16 protein-coding genes are annotated in these 17,141 nt (G+C 54.0%); 12 read left to right on the forward strand and 4 right to left on the reverse strand.

Translation table 11 applies throughout. The annotated features are described in order from the left end of the window. The gene (gene flgM, locus SK32_RS02485; RefSeq protein ID WP_005129057.1) at positions 1 to 294 is read right to left on the reverse strand and encodes a flagellar biosynthesis anti-sigma factor FlgM; all 294 of its coding nucleotides are present in this window, start codon (positions 292 to 294) and stop codon (positions 1 to 3) included. A gap of 93 nt (positions 295 to 387) precedes the next feature. Further along, positions 388 to 1,047 (reverse strand): flagellar basal body P-ring formation chaperone FlgA, encoded by a 660-nt coding sequence (gene flgA / locus SK32_RS02490; RefSeq protein WP_048212562.1) that lies wholly within the window; start codon positions 1,045 to 1,047, stop codon positions 388 to 390. 157 nt (positions 1,048 to 1,204) lie between these two features. Here flgA and flgB point away from each other — a divergent pair, with 157 nt between their 5' ends. The 11 genes from flgB (at position 1,205) to flgL (ending at position 11,056) form a co-directional block, all read left to right on the forward strand. Continuing rightward, the gene (gene flgB, locus SK32_RS02495; protein ID WP_003036189.1) at positions 1,205 to 1,621 is read left to right on the forward strand and encodes a flagellar basal body rod protein FlgB; all 417 of its coding nucleotides are present in this window, start codon (positions 1,205 to 1,207) and stop codon (positions 1,619 to 1,621) included. A gap of 3 nt (positions 1,622 to 1,624) precedes the next feature. Continuing rightward, complete coding sequence (gene flgC, locus SK32_RS02500) at positions 1,625 to 2,029, forward strand: flagellar basal body rod protein FlgC (protein WP_045441655.1); 405 nt, start codon at positions 1,625 to 1,627, stop codon at positions 2,027 to 2,029. Positions 2,030 to 2,040: 11 nt separating this feature from the next. Beyond that, complete coding sequence (flgD, locus tag SK32_RS02505) at positions 2,041 to 2,739, forward strand: flagellar hook assembly protein FlgD (protein WP_040230672.1); 699 nt, start codon at positions 2,041 to 2,043, stop codon at positions 2,737 to 2,739. A 26-nt stretch (positions 2,740 to 2,765) separates the two neighbouring features. Continuing rightward, positions 2,766 to 3,977, forward strand: coding sequence for a flagellar hook protein FlgE (gene flgE, locus SK32_RS02510; RefSeq protein WP_048211226.1), 1,212 nt, complete (start codon positions 2,766 to 2,768; stop codon positions 3,975 to 3,977). Positions 3,978 to 3,997: 20 nt separating this feature from the next. Beyond that, positions 3,998 to 4,753 carry a flagellar basal body rod protein FlgF gene (locus tag SK32_RS02515; RefSeq protein WP_048211227.1) on the forward strand — a complete coding sequence of 252 codons (756 nt, stop codon included), beginning with the start codon at positions 3,998 to 4,000 and terminating at the stop codon, positions 4,751 to 4,753. Positions 4,754 to 4,766: 13 nt separating this feature from the next. Further along, a complete protein-coding gene (gene flgG / locus SK32_RS02520) occupies positions 4,767 to 5,549 on the forward strand; it encodes a flagellar basal-body rod protein FlgG (protein ID WP_005129045.1) in 783 nt (260 codons plus the stop codon). Positions 5,550 to 5,606: 57 nt separating this feature from the next. Beyond that, positions 5,607 to 6,305: a flagellar basal body L-ring protein FlgH gene (gene flgH, locus SK32_RS02525; protein ID WP_003836756.1), complete on the forward strand. Its 699-nt coding sequence runs from the start codon at positions 5,607 to 5,609 to the stop codon at positions 6,303 to 6,305. 33 nt (positions 6,306 to 6,338) lie between these two features. Beyond that, positions 6,339 to 7,415: a flagellar basal body P-ring protein FlgI gene (locus SK32_RS02530; protein WP_086523801.1), complete on the forward strand. Its 1,077-nt coding sequence runs from the start codon at positions 6,339 to 6,341 to the stop codon at positions 7,413 to 7,415. Further along, positions 7,415 to 8,365, forward strand: coding sequence for a flagellar assembly peptidoglycan hydrolase FlgJ (gene flgJ / locus SK32_RS02535; RefSeq protein ID WP_048211229.1), 951 nt, complete (start codon positions 7,415 to 7,417; stop codon positions 8,363 to 8,365). Before SK32_RS02530 ends, flgJ begins: the two co-directional genes overlap by 1 nt. 64 nt (positions 8,366 to 8,429) lie before the next feature. Further along, the gene (flgK, locus tag SK32_RS02540; protein ID WP_048211230.1) at positions 8,430 to 10,088 is read left to right on the forward strand and encodes a flagellar hook-associated protein FlgK; all 1,659 of its coding nucleotides are present in this window, start codon (positions 8,430 to 8,432) and stop codon (positions 10,086 to 10,088) included. A gap of 14 nt (positions 10,089 to 10,102) precedes the next feature. Next, the gene (gene flgL, locus SK32_RS02545) at positions 10,103 to 11,056 is read left to right on the forward strand and encodes a flagellar hook-associated protein FlgL (protein ID WP_048211231.1); all 954 of its coding nucleotides are present in this window, start codon (positions 10,103 to 10,105) and stop codon (positions 11,054 to 11,056) included. 78 nt (positions 11,057 to 11,134) lie between these two features. Here flgL and SK32_RS02550 read toward each other — a convergent pair whose 3' ends face one another. Further along, entirely contained in the window at positions 11,135 to 12,334 is a 1,200-nt protein-coding gene (locus tag SK32_RS02550; protein ID WP_048212563.1) for an MFS transporter, read from the reverse strand. A 111-nt stretch (positions 12,335 to 12,445) separates the two neighbouring features. Between SK32_RS02550 and SK32_RS02555 the strand changes: the two genes are divergently transcribed. Next, positions 12,446 to 13,381 carry a LysR family transcriptional regulator gene (locus tag SK32_RS02555; protein ID WP_048211232.1) on the forward strand — a complete coding sequence of 312 codons (936 nt, stop codon included), beginning with the start codon at positions 12,446 to 12,448 and terminating at the stop codon, positions 13,379 to 13,381. A gap of 41 nt (positions 13,382 to 13,422) precedes the next feature. Here the strand turns inward: SK32_RS02555 and rne are convergent, their stop codons facing one another. After that, positions 13,423 to 16,695, reverse strand: a complete 3,273-nt coding sequence (gene rne, locus SK32_RS02560) for a ribonuclease E (protein ID WP_048211233.1) — start codon at positions 16,693 to 16,695, stop codon at positions 13,423 to 13,425. Positions 16,696 to 17,141 lie beyond the last annotated feature (446 nt).

A 17,141-nucleotide genomic window follows, 5' to 3' on the forward strand; every position in this document is an offset into this window, starting at 1 on the left:
TTATTTACTCTGTAGGTAGCTCTGTGCCTCGCGGATCAGCGAGTCGGCAATTTTTCCGGTATCCATTTTCAGCTCGCCGTTACGGATCGCGGTTTTCAGCGCTTCGACACGTTCCATGTTGATGTCATTGGTGCCGGGCTGCATCAGTTTGGCCTGAGCGTCACTCAGCATTACGCTGGTGCTGTTTGTCGTCGCTGTTTTTTCCTTCCGCGCTTTTTGTACCGGCGAGTCGCTGGTTTCGCGTGGCTGGACAGTGCTTACTGGCTTCAATGGTGAGGTACGATCAATACTCATTTTTTCTATCCTCATCGAGGGGTTACGCTATAGCGACCCGCTTTAATCATTGGTTGATTATCTATCGGCACTCGCTAAAAAATCTTTAACCTATTATAGGTTAATAAGAATATTCCCATCAGAATCGACGATTCCACTCACCACCTGACCCGAAATCATCCGCACTCGTGCGTTTTGCGCGACGGCTGCATTGTTGAGCGCTTTACCTTCGGCATTGACCCGAAAGCCGTCTCCGTTGGCGATAACCATCACGCGTTGACCCGCTTTTATCCGCCATGCCTGGCGCAACATTGTGAGCTGGATTGGCTGACCGGGAACCAGGTCGCGCAGGCTCACGGCATCCTGAACCTGATTAATGTCCAGTACGGCGCGAGGCGGCAGTTGATCCAGACGACCTCGTTTTAGCGTTACGCTGGCCGAGTTCAGGGCGCTTCCTCGGGCAACAGGGGCCGCTGCGACAACATAGTTGCCGGTGGCTTGCACAGTGACCTGCAGATAGCGTTTTTCATTGGAGCAGCGGGCCAGTACGTTCACGTTACCCCACAGTTTCGCACTGCCGGACACGCTCAGCGCAGGCTGGTCACAGCTGGGCTGCAAGTTTGGCGGCGTACGGACAGTGACGACCACCTCATCGCTAAACCCGGCCAGGCGCTGGGAAAACCACGCGGTTAACTGCGAATTCAGGTCTTGTGCCAGCGTCATAGGGCTGAACAGCAGTGCTGCCACAACTATTCCACGTTTAAACGTTTGCATCAAAACCTCGCGCTTTTTCAGGTAGTGGCAGGATTCTACCTGTGTGACGCAGTCATCAACGCAACAAATAGCGACGCATTTTGCGTTTATTCCGGCGATAACGCGCGCGTGATGGGATTTAAGCTGTCGGCTGAATTTTGTCATTTGCGGAGGAGATATGCTCGATAAGCTCGACGCCGCCTTACGTTTTCAACAGGAAGCGCTGAATTTGCGCGCCCAACGCCAGGAAATATTAGCGGCCAACATTGCCAATGCCGACACGCCGGGGTATCAGGCGCGCGACCTGGATTTCGCCAGTGAATTAAAAAAAGTCATGGTGCGCGGGCGGGAAGAAACCGGCGGTGTTTCGTTGACGCTGACCTCTGCACAACACATTCCTGCCCAGACTGTCTCGGCGCCATCTACGGAGTTGCTCTATCGCATTCCTGACCAGCCGTCTCTGGATGGCAACACGGTGGATATGGACCGGGAGCGTACGCAGTTTGCGGATAACAGCCTGAAGTACCAGATGGGGCTTACCGCGTTAGGTGGGCAAATCAAGGGCATGATGAACGTGCTGCAAGGAGGGAACTAACCCGTGGCGTTGCTCAATATTTTTGATATCGCAGGTTCTGCGCTGACGGCTCAGTCTCAGCGTCTGAACGTGGCTGCCAGCAACATGGCGAACGCCGATAGCGTGACCGGACCTGATGGTCAGCCGTATCGCGCAAAACAGGTTGTTTTTCAGGTCGATGCAGCGCCAGGCGCAGCAACCGGTGGCGTAAAAGTCGCTGACGTCATTGAAAGTCAGGCGCCGGACAAGCTGGTTTATGAGCCGGGCAATCCGCTGGCGGATGCGAATGGCTACGTAAAAATGCCGAATGTCGACGTGGTCGGCGAGATGGTTAACACCATGTCTGCCTCACGCAGCTATCAGGCAAACGTTGAAGTGCTCAATACCGTAAAAAGCTTGATGCTTAAAACGCTGACGCTGGGCCAGTAAAGGAGGCGCACATGTCCGTTGCTGTAAAAATGAATGACCCGAGTACGTCGGGTGTTAATGCTGCCACTGGCAAAAGTTCGCTGACAGGGAGCAACGCGGCTGATCTGCAAAGCAGCTTTCTGACGCTTCTGGTCGCGCAGTTAAAAAATCAGGACCCGACCAACCCGCTGCAAAACAATGAGTTGACTACACAGTTAGCGCAAATCAGTACCGTAAGCGGCATTGAAAAATTGAATACCACGCTGGGATCGATCTCCGGACAGATCGATAGCAGCCAGTCGTTACAGGCCAGTACGCTGATTGGTCATGGCGTCATGATCCCGGGGACCACCATTCTGACCGGTAAAGGTGCGGAAGAAGGGGCAACGACGACCACGACGCCGTTTGGCGTTGAGCTGCAGCAACCGGCAGATAAGGTTACCGCAACCATTACCGATAAAGACGGCAAGGTGGTACGCACCATTGATATTGGCGGGTTGAAAGCGGGCGTTCACACCTTTACCTGGGATGGCACCATGACGGACGGCACGGATGCGCCGAGCGGTTCGTATAACGTTTCGATTGCGGCCAGCAACGCCGGAACGCAACTTGTGGCGCAGCCTCTACAGTTTGCGCTGGTGCAGGGTGTTATCCGCAGTAACGGCGGTAATACGCTGGACCTGGGCACCTATGGAACCACCACCCTCGACGAAGTACGGCAGATAATTTAAGCCTTCACACTTATCAGGAGTAAGTCATGGCCTTTTCACAAGCGGTCAGCGGTCTGAACGCTGCAGCGACCAACCTCGATGTCATTGGTAACAACATCGCCAACTCCGCCACTTACGGTTTTAAATCCGGTACGGCATCCTTTGCCGATATGTTCGCCGGTTCTAAAGTGGGTCTGGGCGTTAAAGTTGCGGGTATTACCCAGGACTTTACCGATGGTACCACCACCAACACTGGACGTGGGCTGGATGTGGCTATCAGCCAGAACGGTTTTTTCCGTATGGTTGACAGCAATGGTTCTGTTTTCTTCAGCCGTAACGGTCAGTTCAAGCTCGATGAAAACCGTAATATCGTTAACATGCAGGGACTGAAACTGACGGGCTATCCGGCGACCGGTACGCCGCCGACAGTTCAGCAGGGTGCGAACCCGGGGCCGATCACGATCCCCAATACATTGATGGCGGCACAGGCAACCAGCAAGGCCTCAATGCAGATCAACCTGAACTCGTCGGATAAAATCCCGACAACGACAAAGTTCGATCCGAAAGATGCTGACAGCTATAACAAAAAAGGCCCTGTCACCGTTTATGACAGCCTGGGCAATGCCCACGAAGTTAACGCCTATTTTGTAAAACAGCCTGATAACAAATGGGCTGTCTATACCATTGATAGCAGCGATCCTAAGGCTGCTGTACCAACCGCACCGACGTCCACGCTGGAATTTGATACCAATGGGGCGCTAATCGGCGGCGGTACATTCAACATCACCACAGCTGCGCTCAATGGCGCACCGGCCGTCACCTTCGCAATGAGTTTCCAGAACTCCATGCAGCAGAACACCGGTGCAAACAACATTGTTGCCACTAACCAGGACGGCTACAAACCGGGCGATCTGGTGAGCTACCAGATTAACAATGACGGTACCGTAGTCGGTAACTACTCCAACGAACAGAAACAGGTTCTGGGACAGATCGTGCTGGCAAACTTTGCCAACAACGAAGGTCTGGCGTCTCAGGGCGATAACGTCTGGGCAGCAACTCAGGCTTCCGGTGTGGCGCTGCTGGGTACCGCGGGTACGGGTAACTTCGGCAAGCTGACCAACGGTGCGTTGGAAGCTTCTAACGTGGATTTGAGTAAAGAACTGGTGAATATGATCGTCGCTCAGCGTAACTATCAGTCGAATGCGCAGACCATCAAAACCCAGGATCAGATCCTTAACACGCTGGTCAACCTGCGCTAAGCGCCTGACGGGATGGCTTAATGGATCACGCAATATATACCGCCATGGGCGCGGCCAGTCAGACGCTGAATCAACAGGCGGTGACGGCCAGCAACCTGGCAAATGCCTCCACACCGGGTTTTCGTGCTCAGCTCAACGCGCTGCGTGCGGTTCCCGTAGAAGGGCTTTCGCTGCCAACGCGTACGCTGGTGGTCGCCTCAACGCCTGGGGCCGATATGACGCCAGGCCAGATGGATTATACCTCCCGTCCGCTGGATGTGGCTTTGCAGCAGGATGGCTGGTTGGCTGTGCAGACCGCCGATGGTAGCGAAGGATACACCCGCAATGGCGCAATTCAGGTGAGTCCAACCGGTGAACTGACCATTCAGGGACATCCGGTGATCGGCGAAGCTGGGCCTATAGCGGTACCGGAAGGGTCGGAAGTGACTATCGCCGCTGACGGAACGATTTCGGCGCTCAACCCCGGCGATCCTGCGAATACGGTGGCGCCAGTAGGACGTCTGAAGCTGGTTAAAGCGACGGGAAGTGAAGTGCAACGTGGTGATGACGGTATGTTCCGTCTGAGTGCGGCAGCGCAGGCTACCCGGGGACCGACACTGCAAGCCGACCCCAGCATCCGCGTGATGTCGGGCGTACTGGAAGGCAGTAACGTCAAACCGGTTGCCGCGATGAGCGATATGATCGCCAGCGCTCGCCGCTTCGAAATGCAGATGAAGATTATCAGTAGCGTGGATGATAACGCAGGCCGTGCCAACCAACTGCTGTCGATGAGTTAATACAGGACATTTTATGATCAATTCATTATGGATCGCCAAAACCGGCCTGGACGCGCAGCAAACCAACATGGATGTGATTGCCAACAACCTGGCAAACGTCAGTACTAATGGTTTTAAACGCCAGCGTGCGGTGTTTGAAGATCTGCTGTACCAGACGATTCGCCAGCCTGGCGCTCAGTCTTCTGAACAGACAACGCTGCCGTCTGGTTTGCAGATTGGTACCGGTGTGCGTCCGGTTGCGACCGAACGTTTACACAGCCAGGGCAACCTGTCGCAGACCAACAACAGTAAAGATGTGGCGATTAAAGGCCAGGGGTTTTTCCAGGTCATGCTACCAGATGGCACGTCAGCTTATACCCGTGATGGCTCTTTCCAGGTGGATCAGAACGGTCAGTTGGTAACGGCGGGGGGGTTTCAGGTGCAGCCTGCAATCACTATTCCGGCTAACTCGCTGAGCATCACCATTGGACGCGACGGTATTGTCAGTGTGACTCAGCAGGGCCAGGCTGCGCCTGTTCAGGTGGGACAGCTCAACCTGACGACCTTCATGAATGATACCGGTCTGGAAAGTATTGGTGAGAATCTGTACACCGAAACGCAATCGTCCGGCGCACCGAACGAAAGCACACCGGGGCTGAACGGTGCGGGCCTGTTGTACCAGGGTTATGTGGAAACCTCTAACGTCAACGTGGCGGAAGAACTGGTCAACATGATCCAGGTTCAACGTGCTTATGAAATCAACAGTAAAGCGGTATCGACCACCGATCAGATGCTGCAGAAACTGACGCAACTCTAAAGTGACGTCCGGTGGGGTGAAAACCTCACCGGCGCACTGATTTTGAAGATGAAGGCAATGCGAAAATACGCGCTTCACCCATACCCGATTTTGGCCCTGCTGGTGGTTTCACTGACAGGATGCGCCTGGATCCCGGCCACTCCGCTCGTGCAGGGCGCGACGACTGCCCAGCCAGTTCCAGGCCCGACGCCGGTGGCGAATGGATCAATATTTCAGTCTGCGCAGCCGATTAATTATGGCTACCAGCCGTTATTTGAAGACCGCCGTCCGCGCAATATTGGCGATACGTTGACTATCGTATTGCAGGAAAACGTTAGTGCGAGCAAAAGCTCCTCGGCGAATGCCAGTCGTGATGGCAAAACTAACTTTGGGTTTGACACGGTACCACGTTACCTGCAGGGATTATTTGGCAACGAGCGCGCCGACGTAGAGGCTTCTGGCGGCAACTCGTTTAACGGCAAAGGCGGCGCGAACGCCAGGAACACCTTCAGTGGTACGTTGACTGTGACGGTTGACCAGGTACTGGTGAATGGCAATTTACATGTCGTGGGTGAAAAACAGATCGCCATTAACCAGGGCACTGAATTCATTCGCTTCTCTGGGGTTGTTAACCCGCGCACCATTAGCGGCAGCAACTCTGTACCGTCAACGCAGGTTGCGGATGCGCGTATTGAATATGTCGGTAACGGCTATATCAATGAAGCGCAGAATATGGGCTGGTTGCAGCGTTTCTTCCTTAATTTATCGCCGATGTAAGCGGGGTATCCAGTGTTTAAAACTCTTGTTGGAATGGTACTGGTACTGGCTACCACCTTTGCGCATGCCGATCGCATTCGTGATCTGACCAGCGTGCAGGGCGTGCGGGAAAACTCGCTGATAGGCTACGGGCTGGTGGTCGGGCTGGACGGTACGGGTGACCAGACCACCCAGACACCGTTTACGACACAAACGCTGAATAACATGCTGTCGCAGTTGGGGATCACCGTGCCTACCGGCACCAATATGCAGCTGAAAAACGTGGCAGCGGTAATGGTCACCGCGCAGTTCCCGGCCTTTGGTCGTCAGGGGCAAACCATTGACGTAGTGGTCTCTTCAATGGGTAACGCCAAAAGCCTGCGCGGCGGAACGCTGCTGATGACGCCGCTGAAAGGGGTCGATAGCCAGGTGTATGCGTTGGCGCAGGGGAATATTCTGGTCGGTGGTGCAGGAGCCGCAGCGGGTGGTAGCAGCGTGCAGGTGAACCAGCTCAATGGCGGACGTATTACCAACGGCGCGACCATCGAACGCGAATTACCCAGCCAGTTCGGCGGCGGTAACACCATTAATTTGCAGCTGAATAATGAAGATTTCACCATGGCGCAGCAAATTACCGACACCATTAACCGCTCGCGCGGCTTTGGCAGCGCAACAGCGCTGGATGCACGCACGATCCAGGTACGCGTCCCGAATGGCAATAGCTCGCAGGTACGTTTCCTCGCGGATATCCAGAATATGGAAGTGAACGTCACGCCGCAGGACGCGAAGGTGATTATTAACTCCCGTACGGGATCGGTGGTCATGAACCGCGAGGTGACGCTGGATAGTTGCGCTGTTGCACAAGGCAATCTGTCGATTACGGTTAACCGCCAGGCGAATGTCAGCCAACCGGATACACCGTTTGGTGGTGGACAAACCGTGGTGACGCCACAAACGCAGATCGATCTGCGCCAGAGCGGTGGTTCGTTGCAGAGCGTTCGTTCCAGCGCCAACCTGAACAACGTCGTACGTGCATTGAATGCGCTGGGAGCAACACCGATGGACCTGATGTCTATCCTGCAATCCATGCAAAGTGCGGGTTGTCTGCGCGCCAAACTGGAAATCATCTGATGATTGGTGATAGCAAACTGCTGACCAGCGCCGCCTGGGATGCACAATCACTGAACGAACTGAAAGCGAAAGCGGGTCAGGACCCGGCGGCAAATATCCGCCCGGTCGCCCGCCAGGTTGAAGGGATGTTCGTGCAAATGATGCTGAAAAGTATGCGCGAGGCGTTGCCAAAAGACGGTGTGTTTAGCAGCGACTCCACGCGTTTATACACCAGCATGTATGACCAACAGATCGCCCAGCAGATGACGGCAGGAAAAGGTCTGGGGCTGGCTGAAATGATGGTCAAGCAGATGACCGAAGGGCAGGTGCAACCTGCGGATGATGCGCCGCAGGTGCCGATGAAGTTCTCGCTGGAAACGGTGACCAGCTATCAAAATCAGGCGCTGACGCAACTGGTGCGTAAAGCCATTCCCCGGGCGACGGAAAGCAATGATGAGCCGCTGTCGGGTGACAGTAAAGACTTCCTGGCTCAACTTTCGCTGCCGGCAAAACTGGCCAGTCAGCAGAGTGGGGTTCCTCATCATCTGATTCTGGCGCAGGCGGCGCTGGAGTCCGGGTGGGGGCAACGACAAATTCGACGGGAGAACGGCGAGCCGAGCTTTAACATTTTTGGTGTGAAAGCCTCGGGAAGCTGGAAAGGGCCGACCACTGAAATCACCACCACCGAATACGAAAACGGTGAGGCGAAAAAAGTGAAAGCGAAATTCCGTGTTTATAGCTCCTATCTTGAAGCACTGTCGGATTATGTCGGTCTGATATCCCGCAATCCGCGTTACGCAGCGGTGACCGGTGCCTCGACCGCAGAGCAGGGTGCCCAGGCATTGCAGAATGCGGGTTACGCCACTGACCCTAACTATGCGCGCAAATTAACCAGCATGATCCAGCAGCTAAAATCGATGAGCGAAAAGGTGAGTAAAACCTACAGTACGAATCTCGATAATCTCTTTTAAATAGCTCAAGTCTGCTGACCTGCTGCCGATAATACCGAGTATTGAAGGATTACAAGGAACCTCCATGTCCAGCTTGATTAATAACGCGATGAGTGGACTCAGCGCAGCGCAGGCCGCGTTGAACACTGCCAGTAATAACATCTCCAGCTATAACGTTGCCGGCTATACCCGACAAACGACAATTATGGCGCAAGCGAACAGCACGCTGGGTGCGGGGGGCTGGGTCGGCAATGGTGTCTATGTTTCTGGCGTACAGCGTGAGTATGACTCATTTATCACTAATCAGTTACGTGCGGCGCAGAACCAGAGCAGCGGTCTGACGACACGTTACGAGCAAATGTCAAAAATCGACAACCTGCTCGCCAGCAAAACCAGTTCGATCTCAACGTCGATGCAGGGCTTTTTTACCAGCCTGCAGACGTTGGTGAGTAACGCAGAAGATCCGGCGGCGCGTCAGGCACTTATCGGTAAAGCTGATGGCTTAGTCAATCAGTTCAGAACGACGGACCAATATCTGCGCGATCAGGATAAGCAGGTCAATATTGCGATTAAGGCCAGCGTCGATCAAATCAACAACTATTCGAAGCAAATTGCCAGCCTTAACGACCAAATCTCCCGTTTGACCGGCGTTGGTGCGGGTGCATCACCTAACGATCTACTCGATCAGCGCGATCAACTGGTGAGTGATCTGAACAAGATTGTCGGTGTGGAAGTCAGCATTCAGGACGGCGGCACCTACAACGTGACCATGGCGAATGGCTATTCGCTGGTGCAAGGCAGCAATGCTCGCCAACTGGCTGCTGTACCTTCCAGCGATGATCCCTCTCGCACGACCGTCGCTTATGTTGACGGCGTGGCCGGAGAAGTTGCCATCCCGGAAAAACTGATCACGACCGGTTCGCTGGGCGGGCTGTTGACGTTCCGTTCGCAGGAACTCGACCAGACGCGTAATACCCTTGGTCAGTTGGCCCTCGCCTTTGCTGATGCGTTTAACACGCAGCACAAAGAAGGTTTTGATGCCAACGGCGACCCGGGCAAAAACTTTTTCGATATTGGTGGCCCGGCAGTCCTTAGCAATACGAAGAATAAAGGGACCGGTGCGCTTGATGTTAAAATGACGGATAGCTCGTCGGTGCAGGCAACCGACTATAAAATTACGTTTGATGGTACTGACTGGCAGGTAACCCGTCTGGCTGACAATACCAGCTTTAAGCCGACGGTTACTGGCGGAAAAATGTCGTTTGATGGGCTGGAAATCACCGTCAAAAATGGTGCGCTGGCAAATGACAGCTTTACGGTGAAACCCGTGGGTGACGCCATTATTAATATGAAAGTGGCGGTGACCGATGAGTCGAAAATCGCCATGGCTGAAGTGTCCAAAAATGACACTGATCCCAATGTTGATAAAGGTAAAAGCGATAACCGTAACGGCCAGAAACTGCTGGATCTGCAAACCAAGGCAACCATCGGGAATAAAACCTTTAACGATGCTTACGCTACGCTGGTGAGCGATGTCGGGAACAAAACGGCGACCTTAAAAACCAGCAGCACCACGCAAAACAACGTGGTCACGCAGCTTTCAAATCAGCAACAGTCTATTTCCGGGGTTAACCTCGACGAAGAGTACGGGAATTTGCAGCGTTATCAGCAGTATTACCTGGCCAACGCTCAGGTACTGCAAACGGCGAATTCGCTCTTTGATGCACTGCTGAATATTCGCTAAGGGAGAGGAACTCAATGCGTATCAGTACTCAGATGATGTACCAGCAGAATATGCGCGGCATCACCAACTCTCAGGCTGAATGGTTGAAATTTGGCGAGCAGATGTCAACGGGGAAACGCGTGAACAACCCGTCTGACGATCCGATTGCCGCATCACAGGCCGTGGTGCTTTCACAGGCTCAGGCACAGAACAGCCAATATACGCTGGCGCGTACTTTCGCGACGCAAAAAGTGTCACTGGAAGAGAACGTGTTAAGCCGGGCGACGACTGCTATTACCGCGGCACAGGAAAAAATTGTCAATGCTGGCAATGGGACATTGAGTGATGATAACCGGGCATCGTTGGCAACTGATTTGCAAGGGATCCGCGATCAGTTAATGAATCTGGCGAACAGTACCGACGGTAATGGTCGTTATATCTTTGGCGGATACAAAACGGAAGCCCCACCATTTGCCCAGACTGATGGTGCCTATAGTGGTGGAACGCAAAATATCACCCAACAGGTCGATGCCGCTCGGTCAATGGTGATTGGTCATACCGGGGATAAGATTTTTGACTCGGTGACCAGCAACGCGGTTCCGGAGCCAGATGGAAGCAAGTCAGAAACGAACTTATTCGCCATGCTGGATTCCGCTATTGCGGCCCTGAATACGCCGATTGAAGGCGATGATGCGGCAAGAGATGCAGCCAAAGCAGCCATCGATAAATCCAACCGTGGTCTGAAGAACTCACTGAATAACGTGCTGTCTGTTCGTGCTGAACTCGGTACGCAACTCAGTGAACTTAGCGCTCTGGACTCGCTGGGGGCCGATCGCGCGTTGGGTCAAACGCAGCAGATGAGCAATCTGGTTGATGTTGACTGGAATGCGGCGATTTCTTCGTATGTTATGCAGCAGGCTGCGCTACAGGCATCGTATAAAACGTTTACCGATATGCAGGGAATGTCACTGTTCCAGCTCAACCGGTAACGATCCTTTTTGAAACATATCATGAAACTGGATATGTTTGTCTGCCCGCTCCACATACACCCCGGAGCGGGCATTTTTTTAGGCTGCAGTTGTCTGGCTAACAGGTAATTTACCGGTCAGTCTAATTACCAGCGCAACAACGCCGCTGAAAGTGGCCAGTGTCACCACGCCTTCCCAGTTTGCCAGCGCATAGGCCTGACTTCCGAGTACAGAACCCAGCGCCATGCCGATAAACACCATGGTAAATAGCAACGCATTCAGACGACCTCTTGCCTGAGGCTCCAGGCTATAAACCAGGTTCTGGTGGGCGACCAGGCTGGATTGCAGTCCGAGATCAAAGCCTATCGCTGACAGGGCAATCAGCAGCCACTGCCCCTGTACTGGCAGGGCCGGAAGCAAGAACATCAGGGCAAATGAAAGCGTGACTAACAGCGCCCCCAACTGTGTTACCCGTCCGGCACCTACTTTATCTGCCAGATGACCTGCCATAGGGGCTGCCAGCGCCCCGGCTGCCCCTGCAATACCAAATGCTCCCGCCATCGCACTGCCCATGTGGTAATGCTCAGAGAGCATAACCGCCAGTGTTGACCAGAAGGCGCTAAAGGCAATGGACAGGAAGCCCTGTGCCAACGCTGCCCGGCGCAGTGCAGGATAACGCTGCCACAGTTGCGCCATGGAGAACATTAATGCCGGATAACTCAGCGTGGAATGGACCGTAAAGCGGGGCAGCATTTTCCACATCAGTACGGCAATCACGGCAATACTGACGGCGGCGAGTTGATACATTTCCCGCCAGCCATAGGCTTCACCTACCAGCCCGCTGATGGTCCGCGAGAGTAGGATCCCCAGCAGAAGACCGGTCATGACGGTACCTACTGTTTTTCCCTGCTTGCCCTCAGGTGCAAGGATGGCTGCGGCCGGCACGATATCCTGAGCCATGGTCGCTGCCATCCCCATCAGTAAGCTAACCAGCAGTAGCGAATGCAACTGACCGGTAAAGCTGCAGGCCAACAGCAGCGCGGCAAGAGAGACGCTTTTTAGCAGGATTAATGTCCGGCGGTCATAACGGTCGCCCAGCGGCAACAAAAACAAAATGCCCAGCGCGTATCCTGCCTGGGTGAGCGTTGGCACCAGCCCCATGCCGGTGACGCTTAAGGCCAGGTCCTGACCCATTAAAGGTAAAAGAGGCTGGGCATAATAGATTGCGGCAACGCTGAACCCAGCGCCCAGTGCCAGAACAAAAATAACCCAACGGGAAAGTGCGGTGTGTGTGTTCACAAATGATTCCTCAATCACGGGATGTGCGGCTATTTTTATCCTTCAACCGGTAGCACGGTAGCGAGCGCAGTGGTAAAACAGTTATACGTTACGCGTATGAATAACGACTAAATGATAAAAACTGAACGTATAGATAGGGTGGAATTGATGCGCACGTTTGTGCGCATCGTCGAGGCCGGTTCGCTTTCAGCGGCGGCAAAGCAAATGGGCACCACCCAGGCAACTGTCAGTCGGCGGTTACAATCCCTTGAGACGCTGTTGGGCGTTAAGCTGATTATGCGTACCACCCATGCAATGAAGCTGACTGATGATGGTGAGCGAGGGTATCAGCATGCCAAACACATTATTGATGCCTGGCTGGCGCTGGAGGACGGACTGAACATCACGGAGGATGAACCGGTGGGGACGTTGCGGGTTCGGGCGCCACATGCGTTCGGCCAACAACAACTCCTTGAGCCGCTTCTGCAGTTCCTTTCCCGCTATCCACAGTTATCTGTTGAGTGGATGCTGAATGATAAGACCGTTGATTTTCTCAGCGACAATATCGACTGCGCTATCCGGGTTGGGGCTGAGGTTGATCCTGCTACGGTCTCGGTTTTACTGGCTGAAGTCCCGCGAAGTATGGTGGCAAGCCCTGAGCTTCTCGCGCAATTTGGGATTTTGACTCACCCTGAACAGCTATCGGCGCTGCCCTGGATCGCGGTAAATACATTTTATCAGCACAGCGTGTCGTTACTTCACCACCGGCGTAACGAAGCTATCACGTTAAATATTTCTCCCAGATTAAGTACCGACAGTATTTATGTCGCCAGAAATGCTGCACTTGCGGGGCTGGGGGTTACGCTTGTCTCAAGCTGGATGGTTGAAGACGATATCGCCAGCGGAAGATTGATTACGCTATTACCTGACTGGCATGCGTCGTCATTGCCCGTGCATTTGGTTTATCCCTGGGCTCGTTATTATCCAACCCGCTTACGCAAATTTCTGGCGTTGATGAAAGATGTTATGCCACAGGTAGCAGGGATGAGGGGCGTTCACGACGTATAAAAAAAGCCGACCCTGAGGTCGGCTTTTTCATTGCTTAGGACTTACTCAACAGACTGCGGTCGCGTTGCTGGCGCGGTTGCCTGATGGCTGGCACTGTGTCCGCCTGCAGCACCTTTGCCTTCAAAGGCGAATGCCGGGCGCTGCCACTCGCTATGACGCGGCGCTTCAGGCACATATTCCGGAGCCGGAGCGCGGGTCATCGGTGCGGTCGCATGGCTGTGAAGATGTTCTGCGTCAACACGGGTTGCGACAGCGTCAGACTTAACGACTGCGGTTTCGACGACAGGTGCTGCAACAACTTCTTGCGGCGCTGCAACCTCTTCAACAACAGGCGCTGTTTCCACAACCTCGACAATCTCTTCAACCGCTTCAGGCTGGGAGACAACGACGTCCGCAGGTTCTTCGATAACCGGCGAAGCCACAACTTCAGCCACAACTTCAGCCACAACTTCAGCCACAGGTTCGGCTTTCGCAGCGATCTCCTCGGCAACCGGTGCGTCAGATTCAGCGATAATTTGCGGTTGCTGCTCGACCGGAGTAGCAATCACTTCCGGATGTGCCGTTTCAGCCACAACGGTCTGCGTTTCCACTACGCTAACATCGGGTTGCGCGACGTCTGCCTGTGCAGGGACATCCACAATGTGCTCAACGACAGCTGCAGCGGCTTGAGGCTCTACTGCCACAGATGCGTTTTGTTCCAGCTCCAGTTTCTGTTCGCGCTGTTCTTCAACCTGCATGTCCTGAGTACGGGCAACAGGGTAGCTAATCCAGACTTTGCCGGACGCTAATTCCGGAGAAGCACAGGCAACCGTTAACGGCATCGGCGACTGAACCGGATAGCGTTCGTCACGATAGCGACGACGACGCTGCCCGCTTACGCGCAGATGGCGAGGAGAACGACGTGAGCGACGAGGCATACCGTTATTATCACGTGCTTCGTTGTTGTCTTCTTGCTCTGATGCAACGACTGCGGGTAAATCGACTTTAGCCAGTTCGGTACGTTGAGCCGGGGCAGACTGTTCAACAGATTGAGCAACGGCGGTTTCAGCAACAATGGCTGCGGTCGCCACTTCAGCTTCAACCGGCGCGCTGTCAGCGAATCGAACTTTCTGATTCAACTGACGCTGTTTACGACGAGTCTGCGGCTGACGCACGCGTTCTTCCTGCTCGGAATCCTGCGCAGGCTGTTCAGCCAGGTTCAGCTCTTTAACTTCCTGCTGCGCCTGACGTTTGTCATCGTTGCGACGGCGGTTGCGCTCGCGACGCGGAGCCTGCTGCTCATCACCGGATTTCGCTTTGTCTGCTACATCGCTGGACTGCTGGCGGTTGTCACGAGTTTCAGCAGTCTGCTGCTGCGCCTGACGACGATTACGACGATTTTCATCGCGGTTTTCGCCGTTTTCTGAACGCTCATTACGGTTGTCACGGTCACCACGGTTGTCACGATTATCACGACGCTCGTTACGGTCACGACGATTGTTCTGACGCGGTTTGCGACGATCCTGCTGGCGTTCCGTTTTCTCTTCAGCTTTCGGTGCCGGTTGTTCAACCGGTTTCACTTCTTCACTGCTGCCAAAGATGGACTTCAGCGCGCCGAAGAAACGGCTAATCAAACCCGGCTGCGCAGCGACAGGTGCGGTCGCGGCAGCAGCTTTAGGCGCGGCAGCTTTAACGGCTGGCTCCTGCAGTGCAGGGGCAGGCGGAACATCAGGCATCGCGAAAGTGGCGAGTGCCGGTTGTTCAGGTTGCTTACGCTCAACGTATTCTTCTTCCGTCGGCAACGCCATCGCTTCTTCGTGCAGTTTCGGCAGCAGGTAGCTCAGGGTAGGCGTTTCTTCCCCTTTGCGTACACGCAGCACGGAGTAGTGCGGGGTTTCCATCTGATCGTTTGGCACGATCACACAGCGCACGCCGTTCTGACGCGTCTCGATGGCATTGACCGCGGTACGTTTTTCGTTAAGCAGGTAGGATGCGATCGGCACAGGAACAATAGCGTGAACTTCCTGCGTATTTTCTTTCAGCGCCTCTTCTTCGATCAGACGCAGAATAGACAGCGACAGTGATTCGTTATCACGTACGGTACCGGTGCCGGAGCAACGCGGGCAGACGTGGTGACTGGATTCACCCAGCGACGGGCTCAGACGCTGGCGGGACATTTCCAGCAGACCGAAGCGAGAAATATGGCTGATCTGAATACGCGCTCTGTCCTGACGAACGGCTTCACGCAGACGGTTTTCTACCGCACGCTGGTGGCGAACCGGGGTCATATCGATAAAATCGATGACGATCAGGCCACCAAGGTCACGCAGACGCAACTGACGCGCAATTTCATCGGCAGCTTCAAGGTTAGTGTTGAACGCTGTTTCTTCGATGTCGCCACCGCGGGTTGCGCGTGCGGAGTTGATATCGATAGCAGTCAGCGCTTCAGTGCTGTCGATAACGATTGAGCCGCCGGAAGGCAGACGCACTTCACGTTGGAAGGCGGATTCAATCTGGGATTCAATCTGGTAGTGGCTGAACAGCGGGATTTCACCGGTGTACAGTTTGATTTTGCTGCTGAAATCCGGACGACCCAGCGCAGCGATGTGCTGACGCGCCATCTCCATGACTTTTGGGTTGTCGATGAGGATTTCGCCGATGTCCTGGCGCAGATAGTCGCGGAAGGCACGCACGATAACGTTGCTTTCCTGGTGGATCAGGAACGGGGCAGGACGGCTTTCAGCCGCTTTTTGAATGGCTTCCCAGTGTTTCAGACGGAAGCTCAGGTCCCACTGCAGTGCTTCGGCCGATTTACCGACACCCGCGGTACGTACGATAAGCCCCATGCCATCAGGCAATTCGAGGCTTGCCAGCGCTTCTTTTAACTCGGTACGGTCATCGCCTTCAATGCGACGAGAGATACCGCCCGCACGCGGGTTGTTTGGCATCAAAACCAGATAGCTGCCTGCCAGACTGATAAAGGTTGTCAGTGCTGCGCCTTTATTTCCGCGCTCTTCTTTATCTATCTGAACGATAACTTCCTGACCTTCACGCAACACATCTTTAATGTTGGGGCGGCCATGGGAACTGTAGTTTGCAGGAAAATATTCGCGGGCAATTTCTTTTAACGGGAGGAAACCGTGACGTTCAGCGCCGTAATCAACAAAAGCAGCTTCCAGACTCGGTTCAATACGGGTAATTTTACCTTTATAGATGTTGGCTTTTTTCTGCTCGTGTCCAGGACTTTCGATATCCAGATCGTACAGACGCTGCCCATCTACAAGGGCGACACGCAACTCTTCCTGCTGAGTTGCGTTAATTAACATTCTTTTCATCGTAACTTACTCATTATTCTTACATTGACGACTAAGCTGCGGGCAGAGAAATGCCTTTCCGGGTGTGAACCGATGGCCTCGTGTCTATTCGCGTCGCCAACCTCACGGTTATCGTCAGCTCAAAGAGGCGCAGAGTGTCGGTTGCCTGTATTTCATACGGAAACACAGCGCAATTATCAGGGGAACAGTCTGGGTATTACTCTCCAGAGAAGCTTCCATTGTGCTTGTCGTCTTTCACGCTGTTGGTGCGTTGGCTTCATCTTCTCACCCCAGACACTTACAGGAGTAAGCTTCTGGGGGTTCCCAGACTTGCCGCCTTCCTACAACGCGAAATCCATAGAGCACTTACCGGTAAGGACTGCAACCCGCAGCCCGCTAACTGCCTGAAAGATCAATACGTCTTACGCCATTGCTGCGTTGATGATCGGTCGGGCAAAATTGGGTCA

The organism is Citrobacter sp. MGH100 (assembly GCF_001034465.1).
GTDB classification, from domain to species: domain Bacteria; phylum Pseudomonadota; class Gammaproteobacteria; order Enterobacterales; family Enterobacteriaceae; genus Citrobacter; species Citrobacter youngae.

Excerpts from the sequence above, each read along its gene's own strand:
- flgL (WP_048211231.1), top strand. The coding sequence starts at position 10,103 with ATGCGTATCAGTACTCAGATGATGTACCAGCAGAATATGCGCGGCATC.
- flgE (WP_048211226.1), top strand. The coding sequence starts at position 2,766 with ATGGCCTTTTCACAAGCGGTCAGCGGTCTGAACGCTGCAGCGACCAAC.
- flgB (WP_003036189.1), top strand. The coding sequence starts at position 1,205 with ATGCTCGATAAGCTCGACGCCGCCTTACGTTTTCAACAGGAAGCGCTG.
- SK32_RS02555 (WP_048211232.1), top strand. The coding sequence starts at position 12,446 with ATGATAAAAACTGAACGTATAGATAGGGTGGAATTGATGCGCACGTTT.
- flgD (WP_040230672.1), top strand. The coding sequence starts at position 2,041 with ATGTCCGTTGCTGTAAAAATGAATGACCCGAGTACGTCGGGTGTTAAT.
- flgG (WP_005129045.1), top strand. The coding sequence starts at position 4,767 with ATGATCAATTCATTATGGATCGCCAAAACCGGCCTGGACGCGCAGCAA.
- flgJ (WP_048211229.1), top strand. The coding sequence starts at position 7,415 with ATGATTGGTGATAGCAAACTGCTGACCAGCGCCGCCTGGGATGCACAA.
- flgA (WP_048212562.1), bottom strand. The coding sequence starts at position 1,047 with ATGCAAACGTTTAAACGTGGAATAGTTGTGGCAGCACTGCTGTTCAGC.
- flgK (WP_048211230.1), top strand. The coding sequence starts at position 8,430 with ATGTCCAGCTTGATTAATAACGCGATGAGTGGACTCAGCGCAGCGCAG.
- flgM (WP_005129057.1), bottom strand. The coding sequence starts at position 294 with ATGAGTATTGATCGTACCTCACCATTGAAGCCAGTAAGCACTGTCCAG.
- SK32_RS02515 (WP_048211227.1), top strand. The coding sequence starts at position 3,998 with ATGGATCACGCAATATATACCGCCATGGGCGCGGCCAGTCAGACGCTG.
- SK32_RS02530 (WP_086523801.1), top strand. The coding sequence starts at position 6,339 with ATGGTACTGGTACTGGCTACCACCTTTGCGCATGCCGATCGCATTCGT.
- rne (WP_048211233.1), bottom strand. The coding sequence starts at position 16,695 with ATGAAAAGAATGTTAATTAACGCAACTCAGCAGGAAGAGTTGCGTGTC.
- flgH (WP_003836756.1), top strand. The coding sequence starts at position 5,607 with ATGCGAAAATACGCGCTTCACCCATACCCGATTTTGGCCCTGCTGGTG.